Source organism: Bacillota bacterium (assembly GCA_012842395.1).
GTDB lineage: Bacteria > Bacillota > SHA-98 > UBA4971 > UBA4971 > UBA6256.
This window is the reverse complement of the sequence record DUSX01000018.1, coordinates 89108-112036: the sequence shown is the minus strand read 5'-3', so window position 1 is coordinate 112036 and position 22929 is coordinate 89108. Positions and strand designations below refer to the sequence as shown.

21 protein-coding genes and 3 tRNA genes are annotated in these 22929 nt (G+C 62.1%); 3 read left to right on the top strand and 21 right to left on the bottom strand.

Going from position 1 to position 22929, the window contains the following annotated elements; translation table 11 throughout:
* Positions 1 to 487: 487 nt before the first annotated feature.
* Positions 488 to 1219 carry a DUF421 domain-containing protein gene (locus GX515_06645; GenBank protein HHY32690.1) on the top strand — a complete coding sequence of 244 codons (732 nt, stop codon included), beginning with the start codon at positions 488 to 490 and terminating at the stop codon, positions 1217 to 1219.
* A 14-nt stretch (positions 1220 to 1233) separates the two neighbouring features.
* Positions 1234 to 1842, top strand: coding sequence for a hypothetical protein (locus tag GX515_06640; protein HHY32689.1), 609 nt, complete (start codon positions 1234 to 1236; stop codon positions 1840 to 1842).
* A gap of 95 nt (positions 1843 to 1937) precedes the next feature.
* Here the strand turns inward: GX515_06640 and GX515_06635 are convergent, their stop codons facing one another.
* From GX515_06635 to GX515_06540, 20 genes are all read right to left on the bottom strand, one after another.
* Positions 1938 to 3101, bottom strand: a complete 1164-nt coding sequence (locus tag GX515_06635) for a tetraprenyl-beta-curcumene synthase family protein (protein ID HHY32688.1) — start codon at positions 3099 to 3101, stop codon at positions 1938 to 1940.
* 30 nt (positions 3102 to 3131) lie between these two features.
* On the bottom strand, positions 3132 to 4865 hold the full coding sequence (gene polX, locus GX515_06630) for a DNA polymerase/3'-5' exonuclease PolX (protein ID HHY32687.1): 1734 nt from the start codon (positions 4863 to 4865) through the stop codon (positions 3132 to 3134).
* Positions 4866 to 4921: 56 nt separating this feature from the next.
* Positions 4922 to 5509, bottom strand: coding sequence for a CvpA family protein (locus GX515_06625; GenBank protein ID HHY32686.1), 588 nt, complete (start codon positions 5507 to 5509; stop codon positions 4922 to 4924).
* A gap of 14 nt (positions 5510 to 5523) precedes the next feature.
* Entirely contained in the window at positions 5524 to 5820 is a 297-nt protein-coding gene (locus tag GX515_06620) for a cell division protein ZapA (protein HHY32685.1), read from the bottom strand.
* A 219-nt stretch (positions 5821 to 6039) separates the two neighbouring features.
* Positions 6040 to 8226, bottom strand: a complete 2187-nt coding sequence (locus GX515_06615; protein HHY32684.1) for a phenylalanine--tRNA ligase subunit beta — start codon at positions 8224 to 8226, stop codon at positions 6040 to 6042.
* A 3-nt stretch (positions 8227 to 8229) separates the two neighbouring features.
* Positions 8230 to 9279 carry a phenylalanine--tRNA ligase subunit alpha gene (gene pheS / locus GX515_06610; protein HHY32683.1) on the bottom strand — a complete coding sequence of 350 codons (1050 nt, stop codon included), beginning with the start codon at positions 9277 to 9279 and terminating at the stop codon, positions 8230 to 8232.
* Between the two features lie 87 nt (positions 9280 to 9366).
* The gene (locus tag GX515_06605) at positions 9367 to 10239 is read right to left on the bottom strand and encodes a TlyA family RNA methyltransferase (GenBank protein HHY32682.1); all 873 of its coding nucleotides are present in this window, start codon (positions 10237 to 10239) and stop codon (positions 9367 to 9369) included.
* Positions 10240 to 10865: 626 nt separating this feature from the next.
* Entirely contained in the window at positions 10866 to 10955 is a 90-nt protein-coding gene (locus GX515_06600) for a YqzL family protein (protein ID HHY32681.1), read from the bottom strand.
* Positions 10956 to 11042: 87 nt separating this feature from the next.
* Positions 11043 to 11864, bottom strand: coding sequence for an RNA methyltransferase (locus GX515_06595; protein HHY32680.1), 822 nt, complete (start codon positions 11862 to 11864; stop codon positions 11043 to 11045).
* 34 nt (positions 11865 to 11898) lie between these two features.
* Positions 11899 to 12261 carry a 50S ribosomal protein L20 gene (gene rplT / locus GX515_06590; GenBank protein HHY32679.1) on the bottom strand — a complete coding sequence of 121 codons (363 nt, stop codon included), beginning with the start codon at positions 12259 to 12261 and terminating at the stop codon, positions 11899 to 11901.
* 73 nt (positions 12262 to 12334) lie between these two features.
* Positions 12335 to 12532, bottom strand: a complete 198-nt coding sequence (gene rpmI, locus GX515_06585; GenBank protein ID HHY32678.1) for a 50S ribosomal protein L35 — start codon at positions 12530 to 12532, stop codon at positions 12335 to 12337.
* Positions 12533 to 12618: 86 nt separating this feature from the next.
* Positions 12619 to 13134: a translation initiation factor IF-3 gene (locus tag GX515_06580; protein ID HHY32677.1), complete on the bottom strand. Its 516-nt coding sequence runs from the start codon at positions 13132 to 13134 to the stop codon at positions 12619 to 12621.
* Between the two features lie 682 nt (positions 13135 to 13816).
* Positions 13817 to 15679: a threonine--tRNA ligase gene (thrS, locus tag GX515_06575; protein HHY32676.1), complete on the bottom strand. Its 1863-nt coding sequence runs from the start codon at positions 15677 to 15679 to the stop codon at positions 13817 to 13819.
* A gap of 508 nt (positions 15680 to 16187) precedes the next feature.
* A complete protein-coding gene (locus tag GX515_06570; GenBank protein HHY32675.1) occupies positions 16188 to 17147 on the bottom strand; it encodes a hypothetical protein in 960 nt (319 codons plus the stop codon).
* A gap of 232 nt (positions 17148 to 17379) precedes the next feature.
* Positions 17380 to 18402: a slipin family protein gene (locus GX515_06565; protein ID HHY32674.1), complete on the bottom strand. Its 1023-nt coding sequence runs from the start codon at positions 18400 to 18402 to the stop codon at positions 17380 to 17382.
* A 179-nt stretch (positions 18403 to 18581) separates the two neighbouring features.
* A tRNA-Val gene (locus GX515_06560) sits at positions 18582 to 18658 on the bottom strand.
* Positions 18659 to 18903: 245 nt separating this feature from the next.
* Entirely contained in the window at positions 18904 to 19101 is a 198-nt protein-coding gene (locus GX515_06555; GenBank protein HHY32673.1) for a hypothetical protein, read from the bottom strand.
* A gap of 42 nt (positions 19102 to 19143) precedes the next feature.
* Complete coding sequence (locus GX515_06550) at positions 19144 to 19392, bottom strand: hypothetical protein (protein HHY32672.1); 249 nt, start codon at positions 19390 to 19392, stop codon at positions 19144 to 19146.
* A 387-nt stretch (positions 19393 to 19779) separates the two neighbouring features.
* Positions 19780 to 19853, bottom strand: a tRNA-Cys gene (locus GX515_06545).
* A gap of 24 nt (positions 19854 to 19877) precedes the next feature.
* A tRNA-Gly gene (locus GX515_06540) sits at positions 19878 to 19952 on the bottom strand.
* Between the two features lie 336 nt (positions 19953 to 20288).
* On the opposite strand from GX515_06540, the gene GX515_06535 reads away from it, so the two are divergent.
* Positions 20289 to 21095, top strand: a complete 807-nt coding sequence (locus GX515_06535) for a BON domain-containing protein (GenBank protein ID HHY32671.1) — start codon at positions 20289 to 20291, stop codon at positions 21093 to 21095.
* Positions 21096 to 21470: 375 nt separating this feature from the next.
* On the opposite strand, the gene GX515_06530 is transcribed toward GX515_06535, so the two are convergent.
* Positions 21471 to 22916: a TrkH family potassium uptake protein gene (locus GX515_06530; GenBank protein HHY32670.1), complete on the bottom strand. Its 1446-nt coding sequence runs from the start codon at positions 22914 to 22916 to the stop codon at positions 21471 to 21473.
* Positions 22917 to 22929 lie beyond the last annotated feature (13 nt).

Genomic DNA, 22929 nt, shown 5'->3' with positions numbered 1-22929 from the left:
CACACCACACATAGTCTTGTCGCGTCGCCCGCGATGTATTCCCTGCCGGAAAGAATCGCGGAATGCTCGCCGCGCCGGCGCCGGCGCGGGTGCCACCGCGAGCGGGCCTTGAACGGAGGCGCGGGCGGACGCCAACGAGCGGTACGAGCTTTGGGCTTTGGGCGCCCATCCTTTGGGCGCCCATCAAAATCAAAGGTCAAAGGCAACGCCGGGAGGGTGCCGGGTGTGCTTGGCACGGAATAACAAGGGCTTGCGGGAACCATACTACTTCTCTAGCCAGAGGGCGCCCGTTCGGTCGCCCGTCGCCCAGGTGCGAAAGCGTCCGGCCGGCGGCCGCGCTAAGTAGAGGTGCAAAAACGCTTCCACACTGAAAACTCGCGTAAACTCGTAGCCGTTCACTTGCTCTCGATTAATTGGTTGTCAGTGGAAAACGCGTCGGGAAAGGGCTGGTTCCTCAGTGCTCGCGATAGTAGCCAAGACAATATTCATGTATGTCTTCGTCCTCTTCATCACGCGGCTCATGGGCAAACGCGAGATCGGCCAGCTTTCCCCCTTCGACCTCGTGGTGGCCATCATGATAGCGGACCTCGCCGCCATGCCTCTCGAGGAAAGGGACATCCACATACACGATGCGGTCGTCCCCATCGTCGTCCTGGCCGCGACCGAGGTGCTCTTCGCTTACATCACCCTCAGGAGCGACAAGGCGAGAGCCATCATAAGCGGCCAGTCCACCATCGTGATCAGGGATGGCCACATCCTCGAGGGCAACCTCAGGGAGCTTCGTTACAACCTCGATGACCTCCTCGCCGGCTTGCGGGAGAAAAACGTCTCCAACATTCAGGACGTGGAGTTCGCAATCCTGGAAGGCTCGGGACGCCTCAGCGTCATCATGAAATCGCAGGCTCGTCCGGTGACGCCCAGGGACCTCGGGATCACCACGGCGTACGAGGGATTGCCGTACCCTCTCATCACCGACGGCAGGGTCCACTACCATCACCTGGACCAGCTCGGCCTCACCGTGGCCTGGCTGAAGGAAGAGCTAGAGAAAAAGGGCGTGAAAGACCCGTCGGACGTGCTCCTGGCGACGTTGGATACCGCGGGCGAGCTGTACGTCGCGAAGAAGGAGCGAGCGGAGGTGCGGGATCTCCAGTCGAAGGTTGGACCCGCGCCGCAGTCAGGGCCCGGGTCAGGACCCGAGGCGCGCAATCCTGAGGAGTAAGCGGGAGGTCAACTATGGAATTATCGAGAGAGTTCCGGGAGAGATTTGTCAAGACGCTTCAAGGCAAGGACTACGTTCTGTATGGCGGCCTGCTTGAGCTCGCCCGCCAGCATGGATTGAAGCGGATCACCACCAACATCGTTCAAATCCCGTCCCCAGACAACGGCATGTACGCGGTCGTCGAGGCCGAGATAGAGACCGCGAACGGCGTGTTCAAGGAGGTGGGCGATGCCTCGCCCGAGAGCGTAAACCGGGCAATCCAACCACACATCCTCCGGATGGCCGCTACGCGCGCAAAGGCCCGGGCGATGCGTGACGCAGTGGGCATCGACCTCGTGGCCCTCGAGGAGCTCGGGGACGTCCTGCCTCAGGATGAGATCCCCGGTCCCGAGAACCCTGAGGACCTCGTGCTCACCTTCGGTAAGTATGCCAAGCGACCCCTTGGACACGTGGCGCGGCAGGACCCTGCCTACGTGGGCTGGCTCGCGGAGAATGCGCGCGACGAGGCGATACGAAAGGCCGCCCGGGACGTCCTCAACAAGGCTGCCGCCACGGACATCTCCGACACGGCAACCGACGACGCGGGACGCGCCGACGAGTTCGGACGGACCCCGCCACACTAAGTATGTGCCCAAAGGTTCGCGCCACTTTCTTCGCACCTCCACTTGGAGGCCGACGCGGGGAACGCGCCCGTCTTCCGTAGCGGGAGGGGCGAGGCTCAGAGCATGCCAGTCCGCCTGAAGAGCCGGCACGCCCGCCACATGCGGCGCGCGGCAGGTCCAGCTTTTGCAAGGAGGAACGCAGCCAGCCCTTCCAGCCCGCCCTCGGCGACCTTTGGGTCCGAGAGGTACATGGCGAGAAGCCCCTTCACAACCATCTCGTGAAATGACGCGTTCGGGAGGCGGGACACCGCTTGTAGTGCCTTGTCGACAAAGTAGCCCAGCCTCTCCCGCCGCTCGCGCTCGTCCCTGTAAAAGCTCACAAAGTTGAGATCGCCCTCCCGGGCGTCCTCGTTCAGATCGATTAGGTAGTCCAGGAGTATGTGTAGGCCGCCAACCCACGGGAAATACGCTCGAGACAGCTCGCGTGCTGGATCGGGGCCTAGGCCCTGAAGCGGACCGTGCCCCGGCCCTCCGCCCGCAGCGAAGCTGAAAAGCGCGAAAATGCCGAGAGTGGATCCTGAAGCGGCCGCGAATTCCCACCAAGCAGTGTCTGGCAATCCGACTCCCTGAACCATACCCGTCGTTGCCCCACTCTCGCGTCTCCACCAGTCCAGGAGAAGAGGGACCCTTTCCTCCGGGGCGGCGTGCTTGCGGACCTGTAGGTCCGCGTAGAGCCGGGCAAGTCTGAGGGCCTCAGCCTCGACGGCCGCATCGTACCCGGGAAGGCGCGCGATCTGACTGGTGCACTCCTCCACTAGCGAGCGGAGGTAGCCGCCATCGGCTTTTCGAGGGTACAATCCATAGTACCCGTCTGTCTCGAGGCCTCTGCCACGCTCCATGCCGTCCGCGCCAGCCCTCGCCTTTGAAAGCGCGTCGAGCATGGCTTGGTGAAGCCGCTCGAACGCGGCGGTGTCGCATACCCCCGCGCGGTCACACAGGTTGTCAAGATAGTCGCTGATGGTCTGGTAAGCGACTATCAGCCTGACGAGACCCCTCGACGCGCGGGACTCCAAGCTGTACACGGAGCCACCGATCGCATGGAAACGCTTCCGCCGTAGGCTTGCGAGACCCTGAGCTCTGAGCTCGGGATCAGGAGAGGATTCCAGAGCCCTCCTCCACCTCGCCAGCTCCTCGTCGACCTTCGGGACCACCCAAAGGGACATGCCATAGATCATCCGGGCAGCTGTCCATCTCGTTTCGGCACCTTTCTCCCGCGACATGGGTCCCACCCGGCCGTAGTGTTGCCACGCTCAGACCTCGAGATTCCGGGTTCGGGAGAGCCATTCGCGCAGCTTCTCAAGAGCCCATGTGTTCACTATGTGGCATCGCTCGAGCCAACCCCTCCTCGCGACGCCGAGGCCGAACACCATGTAGCCGAGCTCGTCGAAGCTATGCGAGTCCGTGCTTACAGCAAGGATCGCGCCTCGGTCCCTGGCCCTCCTGGCCCATTTTGCGTCAAGATCCAGTCTCTCGGGATGCGCGTTGATCTCAAGAGCCACGCCCCAGCGCGCGGCCTCCTCGACGACCCTGTCCAGGTCTACGTCGTACGCGTCGCGCCTTCCGAGCACCCTGCCTGTGGGGTGCCCGATGATGTCCACGTTCCCGTTCCTTATTGCGCGGATTATCCGCTCCGTCATCGCTTCTCTCGATTGTCTGAAGGACGAATGCACGGAGGCCACCACGATATCGAGCCGCGAGAGGATCTCGTCCGGGAGGTCTAGGGTGCCGTCTTTCTTGATGTCGACCTCTATTCCCGAAAGCACGGTGATGCCGTGCAGGCGCCGATTCAGGTCTGTGATGAACTCGGTTTGTCTCAGGACCTCTTCTTCAGTCAGGCCTCCGGCAATACCTAGGGACTTCGAGTGATCGCAGATCGCGATGTACTCATACCCCCTCGCCCGCGCCGCCTCAGCCATGGCCTCGATGGAGGACGCGCCGTCGCTCCAATTGCTGTGAACGTGAAGGTCTCCCCGGATGTCTCCCTCACCGACAAGGTGCGGCAGTCTTCCCTCCGCAGCGGCCTCGACCTCGCCGGCGTCCTCCCGGAGCTCCGGCGGCACGTATTGCAGACCCAGCGCGGCGTAAATGTCTTCCTCACCCGCGAGAGATAGCCGACTGCCATCGGGCGAGAAGAGGCCGCGCTCGCTCATGGTCATGCCTCGCTCGCGAGCGATCGCGCGAAGCCTCATGATGTGAGCCGCAGAGCCCGTGGCACAGTGAAGCGCGGGGACGAACTCCGTCGGAGGCACCACCCGGATGTCCAGGTCCAAACCGCGGCGCGTGCCGAACACGCTCCTTGCCTCCCCGGCGCTGAGCACCTTGGAGACCTCGCCCCACGTTCGAACCGCTTCCGTGACCGGGCCGCCGTCGTCTGCCCCCACCACTACATCCAGGTCCCCGCACGTCTCCCGCCACCTCCGCACACTCCCGGCCACGGCGGCCTCGCTCACGCCCTGCACGTCGGCCAACCTGTCAAGAAGGGACCGGGCCAGCGTTACCGCCTCTCCAAGCGGAGTCCTGGTCCAGTCCCCTTCACGCAGCCTCTCGATGGCCTGCAGGATGTTCATAGCGGTTTTCGCTCCCAGGCCCGGCACGTTCTCGAGCCTACCGTCGCGAGCGGCGCTCTCGAGTTCATTCACGCTTGCCACACCGAGATGTCGGAACACCGCGGCTGCCGTGCGCGGTCCCACTCCGGGGATTCTCAGCAGGTCCCGCAGCCCAGGGGGGATCTCGCGCCTGAGCTCCTCAAGCAGTCTGAGTCTCCCGGTATTCGCGATCTCAGCGGTCTTTTTCTCAATCGCATCCCCTATGCCCTGGATGCTCTTGAGCCTCCCCTCAGCTGCGAGCTTCGCCGCATCCTCGGGAAGGCTCTCTATGACGTCTGCTGCACGCCTATATGCGCGGATCTTGAAAGGGTTCTCGCCCTTGAGTTCGAGAAGGTCCGCGAGCTCGCGAAACACCAAGGCGATGCCTGTGTTGTCCATGGCCCGAAATCCCCCCACGGTCCGATCCGGGATACGCGCGACATCGAGATGCTTTCCTATGCCCGGCCCTGAGGCGCAAGGCCGGGGCCAGGCTCGCCCTCGCCCGGCGCCTCCTCACGCCCGCCTCGGTCACCGTCACCGCCCCGGATGAAGGATGGCACTCCCGTAGGAAGGATCTCCTCGAGCTTGCCGTAGATGATCGGAGAGGCGTCCAGGAACTCCCTTGCGATGGACGAGCCATCGATGACCTCGCGGAGGCCTTTCACGGGGAGCGCGTACAGCACGAGCAGCACGAGCGCGACGATCACGGCGCCCTTGAGGAGCCCAAACAGCGCGCCGCCAGCCGCGTCCAGCCATGACACGGGCGTGTACCGAACCAGCCTGCCCCAAAGCCACTCCACAATGCTCACGGCCAGCCCGACGCCGACGCAAACGGCGGCGAAACCGATGGTGTTCGCGAGAGCCCTCGGGATCACAAAGTAGTCGAGAAGGAACGTGCCAACCCTCTCATAATATTGAAACGCGAGCACGAGGGCGGCCACGAGGCCTGCAAGCCCCAACACCTGTCGCATCAGGCCCTGCCTTAGCCCGGCGAAAGCCATGAGGCCTACGAACACAAGGATAAGAAGGCTGAGCCAGTCCATGCGGAACGCCCTCCCTATCTCGCTTCCTCAACCATGCGCATGAGCTCCTCGTATCGGGCCTTCAGTTTCTCCAAGTCATCAGCGAAGGAAAGGCACGCCAGGATGGCCGCGCGGCTCCTAGCAAGCCTGGGATTTGCGGAGAGCGCGGCGCGGACCCTCTCGTCCACCACCTTCGCGAGCAGCTTCATATACTCCGGGTCCGCGTCGGCCCTGATGGTGTATTCTTCGTCCATGATGTTAACGGTGACCCGATTCTTCCTCGGCCCGCTAACCCCACGCTCAGCTTCACCCAGAGAACCTGCTCCCATCATACGTTCGACGCTCCTTCGACGCTCCTTGCCGGAATCCGATGTGTTCGCGCCCTTTCTTTCTAAACTTCTACAGCGTTCTTTCGATTACCTCCTTGTAGAGCGATGAGGCCCGCGAATTTCGCCCTTGAGCGTGAAGGGCCTGGACCGGAGCCGCAGCCCTGGTGGAGCCCTGGTCGCGGCGGCCGAGTCAGAGCCAGTCGCCCTGCCGCGCCGCGGAGCTCACTCCCTCACCGTCGCACCGAGCCTGCGGGAAAGCGCAGACGCGATGTCAGCATGGGCCCTATCAACCTCAGAGTCGGTCAGGGTGCGGTCCGGGCTCCTATACGTGATGGAAAACGCGAGACTCCTGTGACCTTCGGGGACCTGCGGTCCCTCATACACATCAAAGAGCCTCAGGTCTTCCGCAAGACCCATCCCGGCAGCCTTCATCACGCTTAAGACCTCTGAACACGGGATGTCCCGGCGCACAATGACCGCCATATCCCTCGTGACCGCAGGGAATCTGGCAAGAGGCTCCACACGGCGCGCGCGTTCCCTCGCCGCAAGGATGGCAGCAAGGTCGAGCTCTGCCACGTACGCCCGCTTGCGAAGACCGAACGCCTCCTGGATGTCCGGGTGTAGCTCGCCCAGGTACCCGACGTCGACGACCGCCGTGCCCTCCCCGCTCCTCTGGCCCGCCAAGACCTCTCGTGCACGGGCCGGCACAGCCACAACCCGCGCCGCCCTCCCCGGGTGCAGGGACGGGTGAGCCGCCGCGACGAACTTGGGGTCACGCACGCCCAGGCTTTCGAGAAGCGTCTCCACGATGCCCTTGAGGTCGAAGAAACCCGCGTCAGCGCTTCTATGCTCCCAGGAGGACTCAGCCATCCTGCCCATCACGGCGAGGCCTATCTTCGTCGGCTCGCACGGGAGCAGGCTTTCGTTCGCTCTTCTCTCGCCCCCCTCGATGGGGAGACGGTCCTCCGAAGCCGCGCCAGCCGCCGCTTCGCCCTCACGCCTGAGGTACACCTTGGCGATCTCGTAGATCGCCACATCGTCCTCACGACGGGCGGCATTCCTCTGGAGCACATCGACGAGGCTGGTGAGAAGCGTGGTCCGCATGATGGTGTAGTCGCTCGAGAGCGGATTCGATATCCGCACGGAGCGTCCCGTGAGCTCCTCTGGGATGCGGAGCTTGCGGCACGTTTCAAAGTTCGTGAACGTGATCGTCTCCACTTCTGAAAGGCCGCACGCCCTGAGGATCTCCCCGGCTCGCGCGGCAAGCTGTCTCGCGGGCTGAGGCTGCGCCTCCGGCGGTGCCCCCTTGGGGAGGGTGGCTTCTATCTTGTCATACCCGTATAGCCTCGCGATCTCCTCGACAAGGTCCTCCTCCCTGGACACGTCCCGGCGGTGGTCGGGAACGAGAACCCGATACGCGTTGTGGCCTTGAGGCTCAACGATGAAACCGAGCCTCATGAGGATATCCTTCATCTCCTCAGCTGGGATGGCGGTGCCGAGCAGGTGATTCACACGGCTCGGGCGCAGAGTCACCCAAACCGGCTCCTCACGCCCGGGGTACGCGTCGAGCATTCCCGCGGCTATCCTTCCAGCGCCCACCGCGGCTATCAGCGCCGCCGCCCGGTCGACCCCCATGCGCGCGTTTTCAGGCCACAGGCCGCGCGAAAACCGGCTCGAGGCCTCCGTGCGCATGCGAAGGGTGCGGGAGGTACGCCATACGCTTACGCCGTCGAAGTTCGCAGACTCGAGGAGCACCGTCTTGGTCCCCTCGCTCACCTCGGTCTCAAGGCCGCCCATGACCCCGGCCACCGCCACCGGGCGGCGTGCATCCGCGATCACCAGCATCTCTCCGCCCAGCACGCGCTCTTCGCCATCGATGGTGGTGAGAGACTCGCCCGGCAGAGCCCGGCGGACCACTATCCGGCGCCCCTCCAGGAGGTCAAGGTCGAACGCGTGCAGGGGCTGACCGAGCTCCAACATGACGTAGTTTGTAACATCGACAACGTTGTTGATAGACCGAACGCCCGCGGCTGCAAGCCTCGCCTGCATCCAGGCAGGTGAGGGCCGGATACTCACGTCCGTGATGATCCGTGCAATGTACCTGCGGCACAGGTCCGGCGCAGCGATCTCGAGCGCCGCCATGTCGTGCGCAGCGCGCCCTTCTTCAGGCACCACAAGGGTCGGATGTCGCAGTGGCAAGGAAAAGACCGCCGCGGCCTCGCGCGCAATGCCGAACACGCTCAACAGGTCGGGACGGTTGTGGGTTATCTCGAAATCGAAGACGGTCGCCTCCCCTTCGCCCGTGACCGCCTCGACCGCAACGCCTGCCATCGTGAGCTCGCGGGCAACCTGGCCCGCCGGGGGAAGCCCAGGCACGAATTCCTTCAGCCATTCGTAAGGTACGAGCATGTCTCAACCCTCCGTCGATGCGTAGATGAGATCGCGAAATTGCCTGTTGAAGCGCATGTCGTTTTCCGCGAGGAGGCGGATGTCATCGATCCCGTATTTCAACATGGCAATTCTGTCCGCGCCCATGCCAAACGCGAGCCCCGACACCTTCTCGGGATCGTACCCCACCGCCTCCAGCACCTTCGGATGGAAGAGCCCCGATCCCAGGATCTCAAGCCAGCCCGTGTTCTTGCATACGCGGCATCCGCTGCCGCCGCAGATCACGCACGACACGTCCATCTCGGCGCTGGGCTCTGTAAACGGAAAATAGCTCGGGCGAAACCGGACTCTCGTGCCGGGGCCGAAGAACTCGCGGGCAAACCTCGTGAGCGTGCCCTTGAGATCACCGAACGTGATGCCCTCGTCAACCGCAAACCCGTCAAGCTGGTGGAACACCGGCAGGTGCGACGGGTCTGACGCGTCTGACCTATAAACCTTGCCAGGTATGATCGCCCGGATCGGGGGCTTGCGGCCTGCCATGACCCGCACATCCACGCACGTAGTGTGGGTCCGAAGCACCACGTCTTCGGAGATGTAGAACGTATCCTGAATGTCCCGGGACGGGTGGTTCTTTGGAACATTCAAGGCCTCGAAATTGTAATAATCCAGTTCAACGTCGGGGCCCTCAGCCACCTCGAAGCCCATGCGCCCGAAGATCTCCTCCAGCTCTTCGTAGACCATCTTTATGGGATGCCTCGCCCCCACAGCCGGTCTCGTTCCGGGCAGAGTGATATCGAGCCTCTCAGCCTCGAGGATCTCGGCTTTCTCACGGGCGGCCACCTCGTCTCTGCGACGGACTAGCATGGCCTCCACCGATTCGCGCGCCTCGTTGAGAAGCCTTCCCAGCGTCGGACGTTCTTCAGGCGGGCAGGAGCCCAAGCTCCGGAGGGCTGTCGTGATCCGGCCCTTCTTACCCAGATACCTCACCCTCACCTCATCGAGCTCCGCAAGAGTTGATGCCGCGCGAATGTCCGTGGCGGCCTCTGATATAACATTCTCGATCTCCTCACGCATCCCTAGACCCTCCAATCGTCGCGCCAAGTGTTGTCCGACACTTGGACACTTGGACACTTGCCTTTCCGTCTTGCTCCCCTGCACCCCTTACAGACGCGCTTCCCCTTCCGCGCCAGCTTGAGCGCGCTCACGCTCGCGCCGGGTGGCTTCCCTCAGGTGCTGCGACGCGGCCACCACAGCGGGAATCGCATTCCAGACCTCAGCTACGCGCGTGTGCTTGGCTGACTTCGATAGCCAGATGAGGAACTCCACCGTGCCGGAGCTGCCGAGAACAGGCGACGGAGTCAAGCCCAGCACGCCGAATCCCTTCTGGTCGAACTGGCTGACCAACCGGGCAAGCACATCTCTGTGAACGCAGGGATCCTCCGCTGCAGCGGGTCTCGAGTCCTCAAAGAGCGGCTTTATGAGTGCCACGATGTCTCCCTCTCCGATGATGAGGCGGGCGATGATCGGGATCGCCTTCAAGAGCGACAGATAAGAGAGGTCTGCCACGGCCATCTCCGGCGCGGGCACAAGGCGCGCGGGCTCGAGATCGCTGATGTTCGTGCGCTCAAACGACACGACCCTCGGATCCACGCGTAGCTTTCCCGCAAGCTGCCCAAAGCCCACGTCGACCGCGTAGACAAGCCTGGCGCCGCGCTGCAGGAGACAGTCCGTGAAGCCGCCAGTGGACGCGCCCGCGTCCAGGACCACCTTCCCCGTCACGTCCAGTCCGAATTCCCGAAGCGCATGGTCCAACTTCAGGCCGCCGCGCCCCACGAACGGCATCTCGACGCCCTTCACCCTTATGTCCGCGTCATACGGCACCACGGTGCCGGGTTTGTCTTCGCGCTGACCGTTCACGAGAACCTTGCCAGCCATGATATATCCGGTCGCAGCACGGCGACTGTCAAAAAACCCGCGCTCGACCAGGAGCTCGTCAAGTCGCCTCTTTTTTGTATACCTCACCACATGGCTCATCCCCTTCCCCCTCCTCGCTCCTCCCAATAAAAAAGCCACAGTCTTCCAAGGGACGAAGACTGTGGCTCCGTGGTACCACCCTTCTTGGCAGGCCTATGCGCGCCGTCAAAACGAAACCCGGCGCCGGGCCATTGCCCGCCATCTCATTTGCCAGGCACAGGCTCAAAGGCCGATGCCCTCCCCTTGTAACGGTGGGGTTCCGGCGCAGCCTACTCGCGGGGAGAACTCTCCAGCGACGCCCCCGGTCTGCCGCGGAACACGTTCGTGTACCCGTGTTCTCGAGCTCTCACACCAAAACGCAGCCCTAGGACCAAGCAAGCCCGGGCTCTTTCAGCCTGCAGCTCAGGAGCGAACTTCAACGGAACCGACCCAGGCGCGCTTCCAGTCTTCGACGCGCCCTCCCTTGGGGCTTCGTCCCGTCTACTCCTCTCCTTCATCGCCTGTGGATCATATGGCGTTCTCTGTCTCAAGCCGTTCCGACCCGTCCAGCGTTAGCCGGGAACGGCCCGTGATATGTAAACCCTCACCTGTGCGTGATCCGCGCCATCCCTTCCATCTCTTCTCGGCTGACACCCGCCATCCCGAATCCATCCCAAATTGCCACCGCGAATCGCGGGCACCGACTGCTACTGGGTAACCAGCATCCTGTAAATCAGGTAGGCCGTGATCGATCCTGTAACTTCGAAGAGCCGCCAGAAGAAGTCCGCTCCCAGCATCGAGGAACCACGTCCCTTCAGAGGTGTCGGTCGGACTCTTTGCGTCTCATTATAGCACAGCCGTCCCCTGGCCCGCAACAGGCATTTCTAGGCCTTCCCAGCCCGTTCCCGCCGGCATGTCGCTCTCTGCGCCACGGCCTCATACATGAGAATCGAGCCGGCCACCGCCACGTTGAATGACTCAACCCCGCCCGGCATGGGGATCCTCACCTGGCCGTCGCACCTCGTCAAGACGTCCGCGGACGGCCCGAACGCCTCACCACCCACCAGCACGGCGGTCGGCCCAGTGAAATCCCAGTCGTAGCACGCCGTCTTAGCACGAACGTCCCCTGCGACGACGCGAAGCCCGCGCTCTTTGAGAAAGGACACCGCAGCGGTCGCGTCGGGCCGTTCCTCCACCGGCACCCGAAAGAGGCTCCCCATGGTCGCCCGGACGCACTTGGGGTTGTATATGTCGACAGTCCCGCGGGTAACGATAACCCCGCCGCTTCCGAGTGCGGCAGCCGTCCGAATCAGCGTGCCCAGGTTCCCCGGGTCACGGACTCCGTCAACCACAAGGATCAAAGGGTTCCCGTCGAGACACAGCGTCTCCGAAGACATGGCCGCCACGGCCACGATTCCCTGGGGGGTCTCTGTGTCCGACACCACCGCGATCACCTCGTCCGTGACCACAGCTACTCCCGCCCCAGCCGCCTTCAACCGCTCTAGCAGCGTCTCTCCGCGTGCAGAGTGAAGAAGATGCGGGGTGACCAGGACCTCATATATCCTAGCCCCCGCATCCATGGCCTCCTCCACGCACCTCGTGCCTTCGAGAAGGCACCGGCGCGTCGCAGCCCGATGCTCGCGGCGCGCAAGCTTTCTTATCTCTTGGATCTTCGGATTGCGACGGCTCGTGATCACAACCGCCAACCGCCACCTGTCCCCGGCCACCCGCCTTGCTTAGCTACTGCCCGCCGCCGCTCGCCTTCGCCAGCTTCACAAGCTCACCGAAGGCGTTCTGGTCGCTTACAGCGATCTCGGCAAGGGTCTTCCTGTTTATGTCGACGCCCGCCTTATGCAAGCCGTCCATGAACCGGCTGTATGACATCCCGTTCATACGCGCTGCGGCATTGATCCTCGCGATCCACAGCTTTCGAAAGTCCCGTTTCTTGTTACGGCGATCCCTGTACGCGTACTGCAGGGACTTCATCACGGCCTCGTTAGCCCGCCGGAATACCTTGCTCTTCGCGCCGGTGAACCCCTTAGCCATCTTCAGGATCTTTTTGTGCCGCCGCCTAGTGACAAATCCGCCTTTTGCTCTCGGCATCCTAGATTCCTCCTCAGGTACAACCTCAAACAGCCTGCGCCCTTGCTTTGTTTACCTACCCTGCGAGGGGTCTCTATGCGTGGTGCAGAAGCCTTTTCACCCTCGCCGCATCCCCGGGCGCAAGGACCGCGGGTTCCCTCAGGGATCTCTTGACCTTGCCTCGTTTCTTGCCAGTATTATGTCCGCCGTAAGCCTTGTCTCTCATGATCTTCCCGGAACCCGTGACCCTGAACCTCTTGGCGGCTCCTTTGTGAGTCTTGACCTTGGGCACTTCAAGTCTCTCCTTTTCGGGGCGCACATCACACAAAGGCGAGGTGCTGCCTTCTCAATCTACGATCCACGCGCTTCGCGCACGGTTCATCCGGCCTGTTTCGGGGCGAGCACCATGATCATGTGCTTGCCCTCAACTCTGGGCTCTCGCTCGATGACCCCATAGTCTTTGACCTCCTCAGCGAGGTCCAAGAGCAACGCGCGGCCGATGTCGGCGTGAACGATCTCGCGGCCACGAAACCTCACGGTTGCCTTGACCTTGTCTCCGTCCTGAAGAAACTTTTGGGCGTTCCTCACCTTCACCTGGAAATCGTGGCCCTCGATCTTGGGCGTCATCCTGACTTCCTTGATGTCCATGGTCCGCTGTTTCTTCCGGGCCTCTCTGTCGCGCTTCGCCTGCTCGTACTTGTACTTGCCATAATCGAGCAACCGGCACACAGGCGGCTTAGCGTTGGGCGCAACCTCGACAAGGTCAAGGCCCCTCTCCGCTGCGATCCGCAGGCCCTCCCTGACCACCATGATCCCGAGCTGCTCCCCGTTCTCATCGATGAGCCTGATCTCTCGGGCCCGGATCGCCTCGTTCACCCTCAAGTCTTTGGCGATTGTGCCTCACCCCCAAGTTGTTGACTCGCGCAGAGCGCAGTCTTCCCCGGTTTCCGCGTTTTGCCCTTCCTTTCAAAGGCTTCACTCAATGCCGCGCGGTGACGCGCAGAAACGCGGCGATCTGAGGAGGCCTGCACCACACCGACAGCCTCAACCTTAACGTGGCGTAAGGCGGCTCGCGGGCGAATGCGTCGACCTGCCGCGGGCCTCAGGAACGACCTGCTCCTACCGCCGCGACCTCCGCCGCAATGGCGCCCGTCCCAGCCGAAAGAAGCGCTGGCGGTACGCGAAAGGCGGGCATGCCGCCCGCCCAGTGCATAACACCCGCAACGCGATGAAGCCCGCACCCCCATCACTCGGGTGCAAACCACACCAACCTTTGACCTTGCTGGCAGCCCAGATTTCGCGCCCCTCGCCCATCCGTGTCCGTGTCGGCCACGGCGAGTGGGCGGGCGCCGCAAGGTGAGAAGCAGACGGCTTCTACTTGATACCTCTAGGCTATTCAGTTCGCAAATCCGCTTCGCGACGGCCTTCAAACCGGCCCGTCCGCGGCGGAGGGTGCCCGTGACGCGGGACACCGCGCCCTAGCCGCCCGCCCTGGGCGGCCATAGCGCTTTTGAGTATACCACAACAACTGGGCACGGTCAATCGCGGATTCAGCACGCACGCTTCGCGGCACGCTTCACACCTTCGCCTCGATCTCCCGCAAGACCCTGGCCTTGAAATCCGTCAGCGACATGGGGCCGAGATCGCCCTGGCCCCGCGAGCGCACCGACACCGTCCCGCGTTCCGCCTCTCTGTCGCCCGCCACCAGCATGTAAGGCACCTTCTCGACCTGGGCCTCGCGGATCTTATACCCGATCTTCTCGCTGCGGTCGTCCACCTCCACGCGGACCTTCGCATCTGCGAGCTCGGAGGCAACCTTCCGCGCGTAGTCCACGTGCCGATCGGCTATGGGAATGACCCGCACTTGAACGGGCGCAAGCCACACTGGGAACGCTCCCGCATAGTGCTCGACGAGCCCGGCAACGAACCGCTCCATGGACCCCAGAACGGTGCGATGAATCATGACGGGACGGTGCGGGGAGTTGTCCTCGCCGATGTACTCCAAGTCGAATCTCTCCGGCAGGTTGAAGTCGACCTGAATCGTAGGGCCCTGCCAGCCCCGACCGAGCGCGTCTTTCACCTTTACGTCTATGGCAGGGCCGTAGAACTTCGCCTCGCCCTCCATCCTTGTGTAGGGAAGCCCCTTCCGGTCGAGCGCGGCGACGAGCGCGCCCTCGGCCATGTTCCACACCTCGTCCGACCCCACGTACTTCTCCTTATTGCCGGGGTCACGCACGGACAGCTCCATGTCATAGTCTTTGTACCCGAAAGATCTCATCATGAACTCCACAAGGTCCAGCACCCCCACGAGCTCGTCCTCGAGCTGATCGGGACGCATGAAGAGGTGTGCGTCATCTTGGGTGAACCCCCGTACCCGCAGCAAGCCGTGGAGCACGCCGCTGCGCTCGTATCGATACACCGTGCCGAGCTCCGCCCACCTGATGGGGAGATCGCGGTAGGAGCGGGTCCGCGTTTTGTACATCAGGATGTGGAACGGGCAGTTCATAGGCTTCAGGAGGTATTCCACGCCGTCTATGTCGATGGGGGAGTACATGTTCTCGCGGTACCAACCCCAGTGGCCGGATATCTCCCAGAGATCGCGCCGGGCTATGTGAGGCGAGTACACAAGTTGGTAACCGCGCCTCAGGTGCTCCTCGCGCCAGAAATCCTCGATCACCTTCCGAATCATGGCACCCTTGGGATGCCAATAGACAAGGCCCGCGCCAGCCTCTTCGTGGAGGCTGAAAAGGTCGAGCTCCTTGCCGAGCTTCCGGTGGTCTCGCCTCTCGGCCTCCTCCAGCACGTGAAGGTATGCCTGGAGCCCCGCCTCGGTTGGAAACGCCGTCCCGTAAATGCGCTGCAACATCTTGCGCTTTTCGTCGCCGCGCCAGTAAGCCCCCGCCACATTGAGCAGCTTGAACGCCCTGATCTCGCCGGTGGAGGCCAGATGAGGCCCGCGGCACAGGTCGACGAATTCGCCCTGCCGGTAAACGCTAACGACCTCATCCTGCGGAAGGTCCTCGATGAGCTCGAGTTTGTACGGCTCGTCCATCTTGCGGAAGAGCGCCAACGCATCGTCCCGCGAGATCTCCTCTCGGACTATCGGCAGGTTCTCGGACACAATCCTGCGCATCTCTTCCTCTATGCGGCCCAAGTCATCGAGGGTGAAGGGTTCCGGCTTGTCGAAATCATAGTAGAACCCGTTCTCGATTGCAGGCCCTATGGCTAGCTTCACTTCCGGGAAAAGGCGCTTCACGGCTTGCGCCAGCACGTGCGCGGTAGAGTGCCGGAGTATCTCTCGGCCCTCGTCGGTATCGAGGTCCACCGTCACCCTTGCGTCTGTGCCTCTCTCCTCTGCGTCCCCCTGTGATTCCGCGCGAAGCGTACCAGAAATCGGTTGAGCCACTTCTCCTTCACCTCGGCCTTTCCTCAACGTAATCCTCGATTAGGCAAACGAAAAACGAAGCCCCGCCCCTGGAATCACCCAGGGACGGGGCAAACCCGCGGTTCCACCCTGATTGGCGCAGCTGCCGTGGCCCCTGCTTCAGGGAACCACTCGCGAGCCAGCAGATCCGGCCGCACCCCTCGGTACGATATTGGTCGCATGGCCAACAGCGCCCTCTCGTCAGGCACGTTAACGGGTGCGCCCGTCACCGGCTACTTGCGTCACGCGAAGCTGCGCGCTTTCACCGCGAAGCTCAAAGGTGGTTTTCGGCGCCCTACTTCCGGCGGAGGCTTCCAGCCCTCGGCCCCCGCTCTCTATCGGCCGTGGCGCGTACTCGTCCTTCTCATCGCTCTTCCACAAACAGCTCCTTTATTAAAGCCATTATAGACACGCCCCTCCGGCCTGTCAAGGACGGTTTTTGCGCCTTTGCGCCAAGCCAACGCCTGCACACTTGCGCCCCCGCTTGCAGCACCGCGCCGCAGACCCTCGTCGTAAACCCGTTCTAGCTCTGGTCAGTGCGGGTGCCTGCTGGAACGTGCGCCTTGGCGCGGTAAGCTTCGCAGAGGCGACACCCAGGGCACATCGACACGCGGCCTTCGAACACCCTCCGGACCGTGTCCGCGACTCCCTCGCCTCTTCCGAAGTGCAGAACGATCCTTCTGGGGGACACGCTTATGAGGGCGCTCATGAGGAGGTCCTCGTAGTCCACGTCGGTCTCGACGAGCTCGGGCGCCAGCCCCTCAAGGTAATCGTTGTCCACTACCTTCCCCTGGCTATCCAGCAGCCTAAAGAGGCCGCCGGGCCGCACGACCACGTGTACCTCATCGATCTTGGGCTCTTGGATGTCCACGAAGTACTTGAGGAGCCGGATGAACTCGTTATACTCGCGCTCTATCATGTAGTCGTCGACCGCAGCGTCCGTGGCTTCACGCAGCTCGTCGACGAAGTCCTTGAGCCTGAAGCGAATGAACCCGTCAAGAACCAGACAGCTGGCGTTCTCGAGGTAGTCAAGCACCTTGAAGAGCACATCGTTTCTTCGGCGGGCGAAGCACCGTGACTCGTCGTCCCGACTACCACCTTCGCCGACTGTGCCTCCGGTTCTACCGGGCTCGTGCTGACGCGCAAGAGCCGCTGTCGCGCACACGACGACCTTCTCTTGTTCAGCGTCGTCGAAGTAGGGGTAGCGCTCGCGGACCATCTTCGCCACGAGCCCCCTTGCGAACTCATTCACGATCATGTCCGCGAGGACGCTGGCGACGTGGTAACGCACCAGGTCGCGCTGCCCGGTTGGTATGCCTCGGCCCGTGTCGCGCAAATGGAAGCACAGAAACGTGAGAGGTCCTGCGGACCTCTCGGTCATTGATACCTCAATTCCCTTCTCACACAGCATCCGGACCTTGGCGCCGAGCCGGTCCCGGACGACGTTCGTGTGATCCTGGACCCCAATGGCAATGAGCTCCATCAGGATCACGCCCCTTCCCCGACTATTATATGTCCGGCGGCTACCTCGTATACAGTCAAGCCAGGGGCGATTTCCTCACGTTGTCCGGAACGACCATCCATCACCAGTCGTGCCTCTTTGGTCCAAGCAGTCGCAAAGCTCTGCGATGGCTCGGTCCCCCGCACCGGCGAGCGACGAGCCGCGGTCCACATCACATGACGACTCGATGACTCGCCCCGCGCCCGCGTTGTTCTCAGGCCGGTGTCTCGGGCCGGGCGCCGAAATACCTTAAGATCTCCATCGGCAAGGGGAAGAGGATCGTGGAGTTCTTCTCTATCGCGATCTCGGTCAGAGTCTGCAAGTACCTGAGCTGAAGTGCTGTGGGCTCGTTCCCTATGACGATGGCCGCTTGCCGCAGCTTCTCGGCGGCTTCAAACTCGCCGTCCGCCGATATCACCTTCGCCCTGCGTTCCCTCTCCGCTTCCGCCTGTTTCGCCATGGCCCGCTTCATAGTCTCGGGAAGCTCAACTGCCTTTATCTCCACTGCCGACACTTTCACGCCCCAAGGATCTGTAGCCCGGTCCAGGAGAGATCTCAGTTCCTCGTTCAGCTGCTCACGCTTGGCAAGCATGTCATCGAGCTCGTGTTGCCCGAGAACGGAGCGGAGGATGGTTTGACCAAGGAGCGTGGTGCTCTGAACGTAGTTCGCAACCTTGGTCACGGCGAGGCTCGGCTCGTATACGTTGAAGTAAACGACCGCGTCCACGATAACGGGGACGTTGTCGCGGGTTATGATCTCCTGTTTTGGAACGTCGATGGTGAACGTGCGCAGGTCCACCATCCACAGCTTATCGATGCCAAACGGAAAGATGACATTGAGGCCGGGGCGCAACACCCCTGCTAGCCGCCCGAACCTGAACAGCACGCCGCGCTGATACTCAGGAATGATCCTCGGCATTTTCGGAAGGATGAAGATGGGAATGATGATCAGGAGAAACGATAAGACCGAGCCCGCGAGGCTGAACGCGAGCGAGCCCCAGAGGACGCCCAAGCCGAGCATGAACGCGAAGAGCAGCCGCACCCTTGCTATGAGTGCGAGGACCGTCCACAATCCCCACCACGCCGCCACGAACCAGAATACCACCAAAGCTACTTCGCGTAGCCCTGATGCCAACTCCACCACCTCCCCGCACCCTTCCGCAGCTCGCCTGGGGACGCCCGCGCGACATCCTCGGTCCCCGGCGACTTTCCCGGCTTTCTCCAGGATCGCACGCATTCTTACCGAAGTGAGAGCGTCTTCCTCCTTAGCAGCGGAACCGGAAGCGGGTAGGGCCAAAAGGAAAGCGCCACCCAGGGCGACGCCGTACGGCCGACTTCCTGTCAATCCTCCAGTGGGAAGCACAGCCGGGTGCTACGCTTGGCGGCTTCGGAACGTCCAGGCGCGGGGCACAAAAATGGTGCGACGTGCTGGAATTGAACCAGCGACCTCAGCGATGTCAACGCTGCGCTCTAGCCAACTGAGCTAACGCCGCACTTCGGTAGTCTACTAGCTTCAGGGCACCGCAGCGCCCTGTGCACAACCATATTCTAGGCAACCTCGTGACGTTTGTCAAGCACGAGATGGCCGCGGCCCGGGCGCGTGATGTGGCCGCGGTCATCTCGCGTGTGCGCTCATGGCCGTGCGGCGGGGCACACCAGCGGGCAGCCTCATATCGCCTGAGCACGGTTCACCTGAGCACGGTCGGTCCGCGTCGGGGCCGAGCGCTCTCGCTCTCTATCACATGAACACAACGACTTCCGGAACACCGACCCGTCTCAGGAACACGTACTGGGGCTCGGACACCCGGAAAACAGAGATGTTCCCCGAGCCCCTCGGGACAAGCGCCACAAAGAATCCCACCGGGGCTATGCTGAAGATGAACGGCGTGACCGCCACACCGCCGATCGTCTGGCGAAGAGCGGTGACTTCATCCATGAACGTCTGCCCCCCTCACAACATTTCCCTAGTGGCGCGACATCAGTACGGTACGCCACCTATACCGGGCATTCCCGGCGTTGCGGAACCCATCGGTTCAATGACCCTGCACTCGGGAATACCGAGCCGCCTGAGGAAGGCGAATTCGTCAGCCGATAACCGTACTATGGTGACAACCTCGTGAACCTCGTCCTGGACGACGAGGAAGTATTGGTGCTCGCCGACTCTGAAAACGCAGTGGAACACGGTACGGGCACCCATCGCTTTCATCGTCTGGGCAGCGTTCTCCACGATCGTGTCCCCTCCTCCCGAATTGGTAGTCCACCCTATCCTATGCAGACGCGCGGGAACCCGTTCCACGGAGCCACCTGACCGCGGAGGGCCCGGCCGAGCGCGGGCTATTCCCGCCTGCGCGCCGGGATTCGCACTGGTCGGAGAGGATGCGGGATTGAAAGAAATGCGGGAGCGCTGCCTCCCAAGTGTCCGGAAGCCGCTTGTCAACCCGAAGGACTTCTGCCATATCAAAAACCTCCTGATGAAACATGGTTTCGTCATCAGGAGGAAGTCCTTGGTCCCGTTTAGGTTGGTTTAGGGGCAACGGTCTCGCGGTCCAAACAGCTGGAAATCGAAAAGTGGTAGTGACTACCAAGAGGTCGGCTACCAGGCGGTACACAATAATGGAGGCGACACCCGGATTCGAACCGGGGATAGCGGTTTTGCAGACCGCTGCCTTGCCACTTGGCTATGTCGCCCCACAGCCCCAGATATATAAATTATGGAGCGGAAGACGGGATTTGAACCCGCGACCCTCGCCTTGGCAAGGCGATGCTCTACCCCTGAGCCACTTCCGCTCGAATCATTGCTTGCTTCGCTCACCTGCGGCGGAACTCCACGGCAACACGGCGATCCGCCGCTCGCGTAATTTAGTTTAGCACGTCCCGGCCGGATTTGCAATACCCCCCTTGCCCGCTACTTGGCCTCATGAATGTCCCAGTTGAAGGTGTCGCGCCGTGAGGCGCGCCGCAAGCGCGCCGTCCCCGGATGGCAACACCGATAGCCTTAGGCACGACCCCTCCGCCGAAAAGTGGCGTGAACTTTTGGCGACATACTTAGCCCCCCGGCAGGATGGGAATACTATTGTCTGAGAACCCGTTTGGGAGAACTCGTCCAGAAGCGGGGGCGAGACTGTGGCTATCGATGAGCGCGACCGCCAACTCACCGTGAAAGTACTGAAGGCCATTCGAGACGACGCAGGGCTCCAGGGGTATGAGATAAACGTGACCGCCCGGGATGGTGTTGTTCACCTCGGGGGCATTGTGGACGTGCTCGCGGAGAAAGCAAGAGCCGAGGAAATAGCGTCAGGCGTCGATGGAGTCGTCGCGGTGGAAAACGACCTCACCGTGTGCACAGACGGGGCCATCACCGACGCCGACGTGGCTTTCGAAGTCTCCGAAGAGCTTAGGCTCGATCCCAAGGTTGACACAGGCCAGATCTACGCGGAGAGCCAGCGGGGCACGGTCCACCTGTACGGGAAAGCTGACTCCCCCGTCGCGGAGCAGGCTGCCATCACCGCAGCCTCGAGGGCGCGCGGAGTCGAAGAAGTGGTGAGTCACATCAGAGTTAACAGCGACACTCCTCCTGCTAGCCCGGTCGCAGTGGGCCGTGGGGGCAAAGTCATACCGGCGGCAACGGATGAGCCCGCCAGTCACGAGGAAGTCCCAGAGCCGAATAACGGCCATGCGGGCATGGGTCCGCGCCGGCAAGCTCCGGTACCACAGGAGGCAGCCTACGAAATCAAGCGGGCTTTGGGCGATCACCCGTCGCTCGCAGAACGTGTGTCGGTCTCGACTGCGGACGGCAAAATCGTCCTCCGCGGCGAGGTCGCGGATCTCGAACAAAAGCGCGCCGTCGAAAAGATCGTAGGGCCCATCATCGAGCGCTTTGGCAGAGAAATCGTCGGCCTCGACATGCGCATCACTGTCGACACTCGCTGATCCTCGCGGCCTTCACGCGGCCGCTGAGTATGACGCCGTGAGCCTTCGCTTCTCTTCTTGACAGCGCCAGGGCCGCCGGTCTGGCACGACTTGGTGTGGAAGGTCTAGCCATATCGCGCTCCGGGCTCGAACGAGGCGCGCGGAAGGCGTGTCGCCTCCCTGCCCGGGGAGGCAAGCTCGGTGGCCTCTGACAGGACGGCACGCGCCGAAAAGCCGAAAAACCGGAAAGCTGAAAAGCAGTGCGAACCCCTGACTGAGACCAGTGAACCTCCCCGGCAGCTGCAAATCCGGGCGATAACGGCGACGACTTCGTGGGCTTCAATCGTTCCAAGGTGGCGCAACGTGGGAGAGTTCAACGGTCTCCTGGCGATATACTTAGTATCTCAGCCAGAAGCTCGGCACCAGCAACACCAGGACCGGATAGAGCTCAAGCCTTCCAAGCAGCATGCAAAGGCTTAGCACCCATTTGCCTAAGGCAGGCAGAGGTACATAGGTATACGTCGGCCCGACGATCCCCAGCCCCGGGCCCACATTCCCGAGGGTGGCCGCCACCGACGAGCACGCGCTCACCATGTCTAGGCCCAGCGCCATCATCACAAGGGAGGCCGAAATGAAAACGAATACATACAGGAACACGAATCCGAGAACCCTGTTCAAGACATCGGGTCTGATAGCTTCACCATTCAGCTTCGCGACTGAAACCGCCTTCGGGTGAATCAGCCTCTGAAGCTCCCTGCACCCGTGTTTGAAAACCATGAGCACCCGGGCCACCTTGATCGCACCGCTCGTGGAGCCGGTGCACCCTCCGATGAACATCAAGCCCAAAAGGATCCCTTTGGCGAGAGACGGCCAGGCATCAAAATCGGCAGTGGCAAACCCAGTAGTCGTTATCACCGATGATACTTGGAAAGCCGCATCTCGCACCGCGCCAACAAGCCCTGACGATCCGCTGAAGTAGAGGCTCAAGGCTACCGTGCAAGTTGCCACGATCACCACCAGGAGATAAAACCGTAGTTCAGCGTCAGGGAGAATAGCCCTGTGGCGGCCATGAAGCGCGCGGAAGTAGAGGGCGAAGTTCCCCCCAGCGGCAAGCATGAAAAAGATTATCGTGGACTGGATAAATGGACTTTGCCACGCGCCTATGCTCGCTGTCTTTGTCGAGAAACCCCCGGTCGACACCGTGGCGAACGTGTGAGTCACCGAATCAAAGAGACTCATGCCACCTAGGCATAGGAGAATGATCTCTGCCAGGGACATGCCCGCGTATATACCCCAAAGCGCTCTCGCGGTTTCCCTTATCCTCGGCTCAAGTCTCTCAGGGACCGGGCCGGGAACCTCTACTTTGAAGAGCCTTGCGTCCTCCAGCCCGAAGTTGGGCAGAACGGCAATGAAGAGGACGATAATTCCCATGCCGCCCAACCAATGAAGAAGGCTTCGCCACAACAGTATCCCGTGGGGTTGTGCCTCGATATCCGCGATCATCGTTGCGCCCGTCGTGGTGAATCCGGAGATCGCCTCAAAGAACGCATCAGTGAACGACGGCAACGTCCCGTATAGGACGAACGGAAGTGCCCCCACGGTCGCTGCCGCCACCCACCCGAGGGTGACTATGGCAAAGCACTCTCTATTGCGCACTCCCTGGTCACCGCGAGAAAGTCTCTTAACGATGGCTCCGGACGAGACAGCTATAACCATCGACAGCAGGAAAGCTGGGGCGTCCCCCTCGCGACAATATACGGAGACCCCCGCTGGGACTATTGCAAGGAAGCCCAGCAGAATGACCAAGGATCCTACCACGTTGGCAACAGCCTTGAGACTCACGACGTCTCTCCCT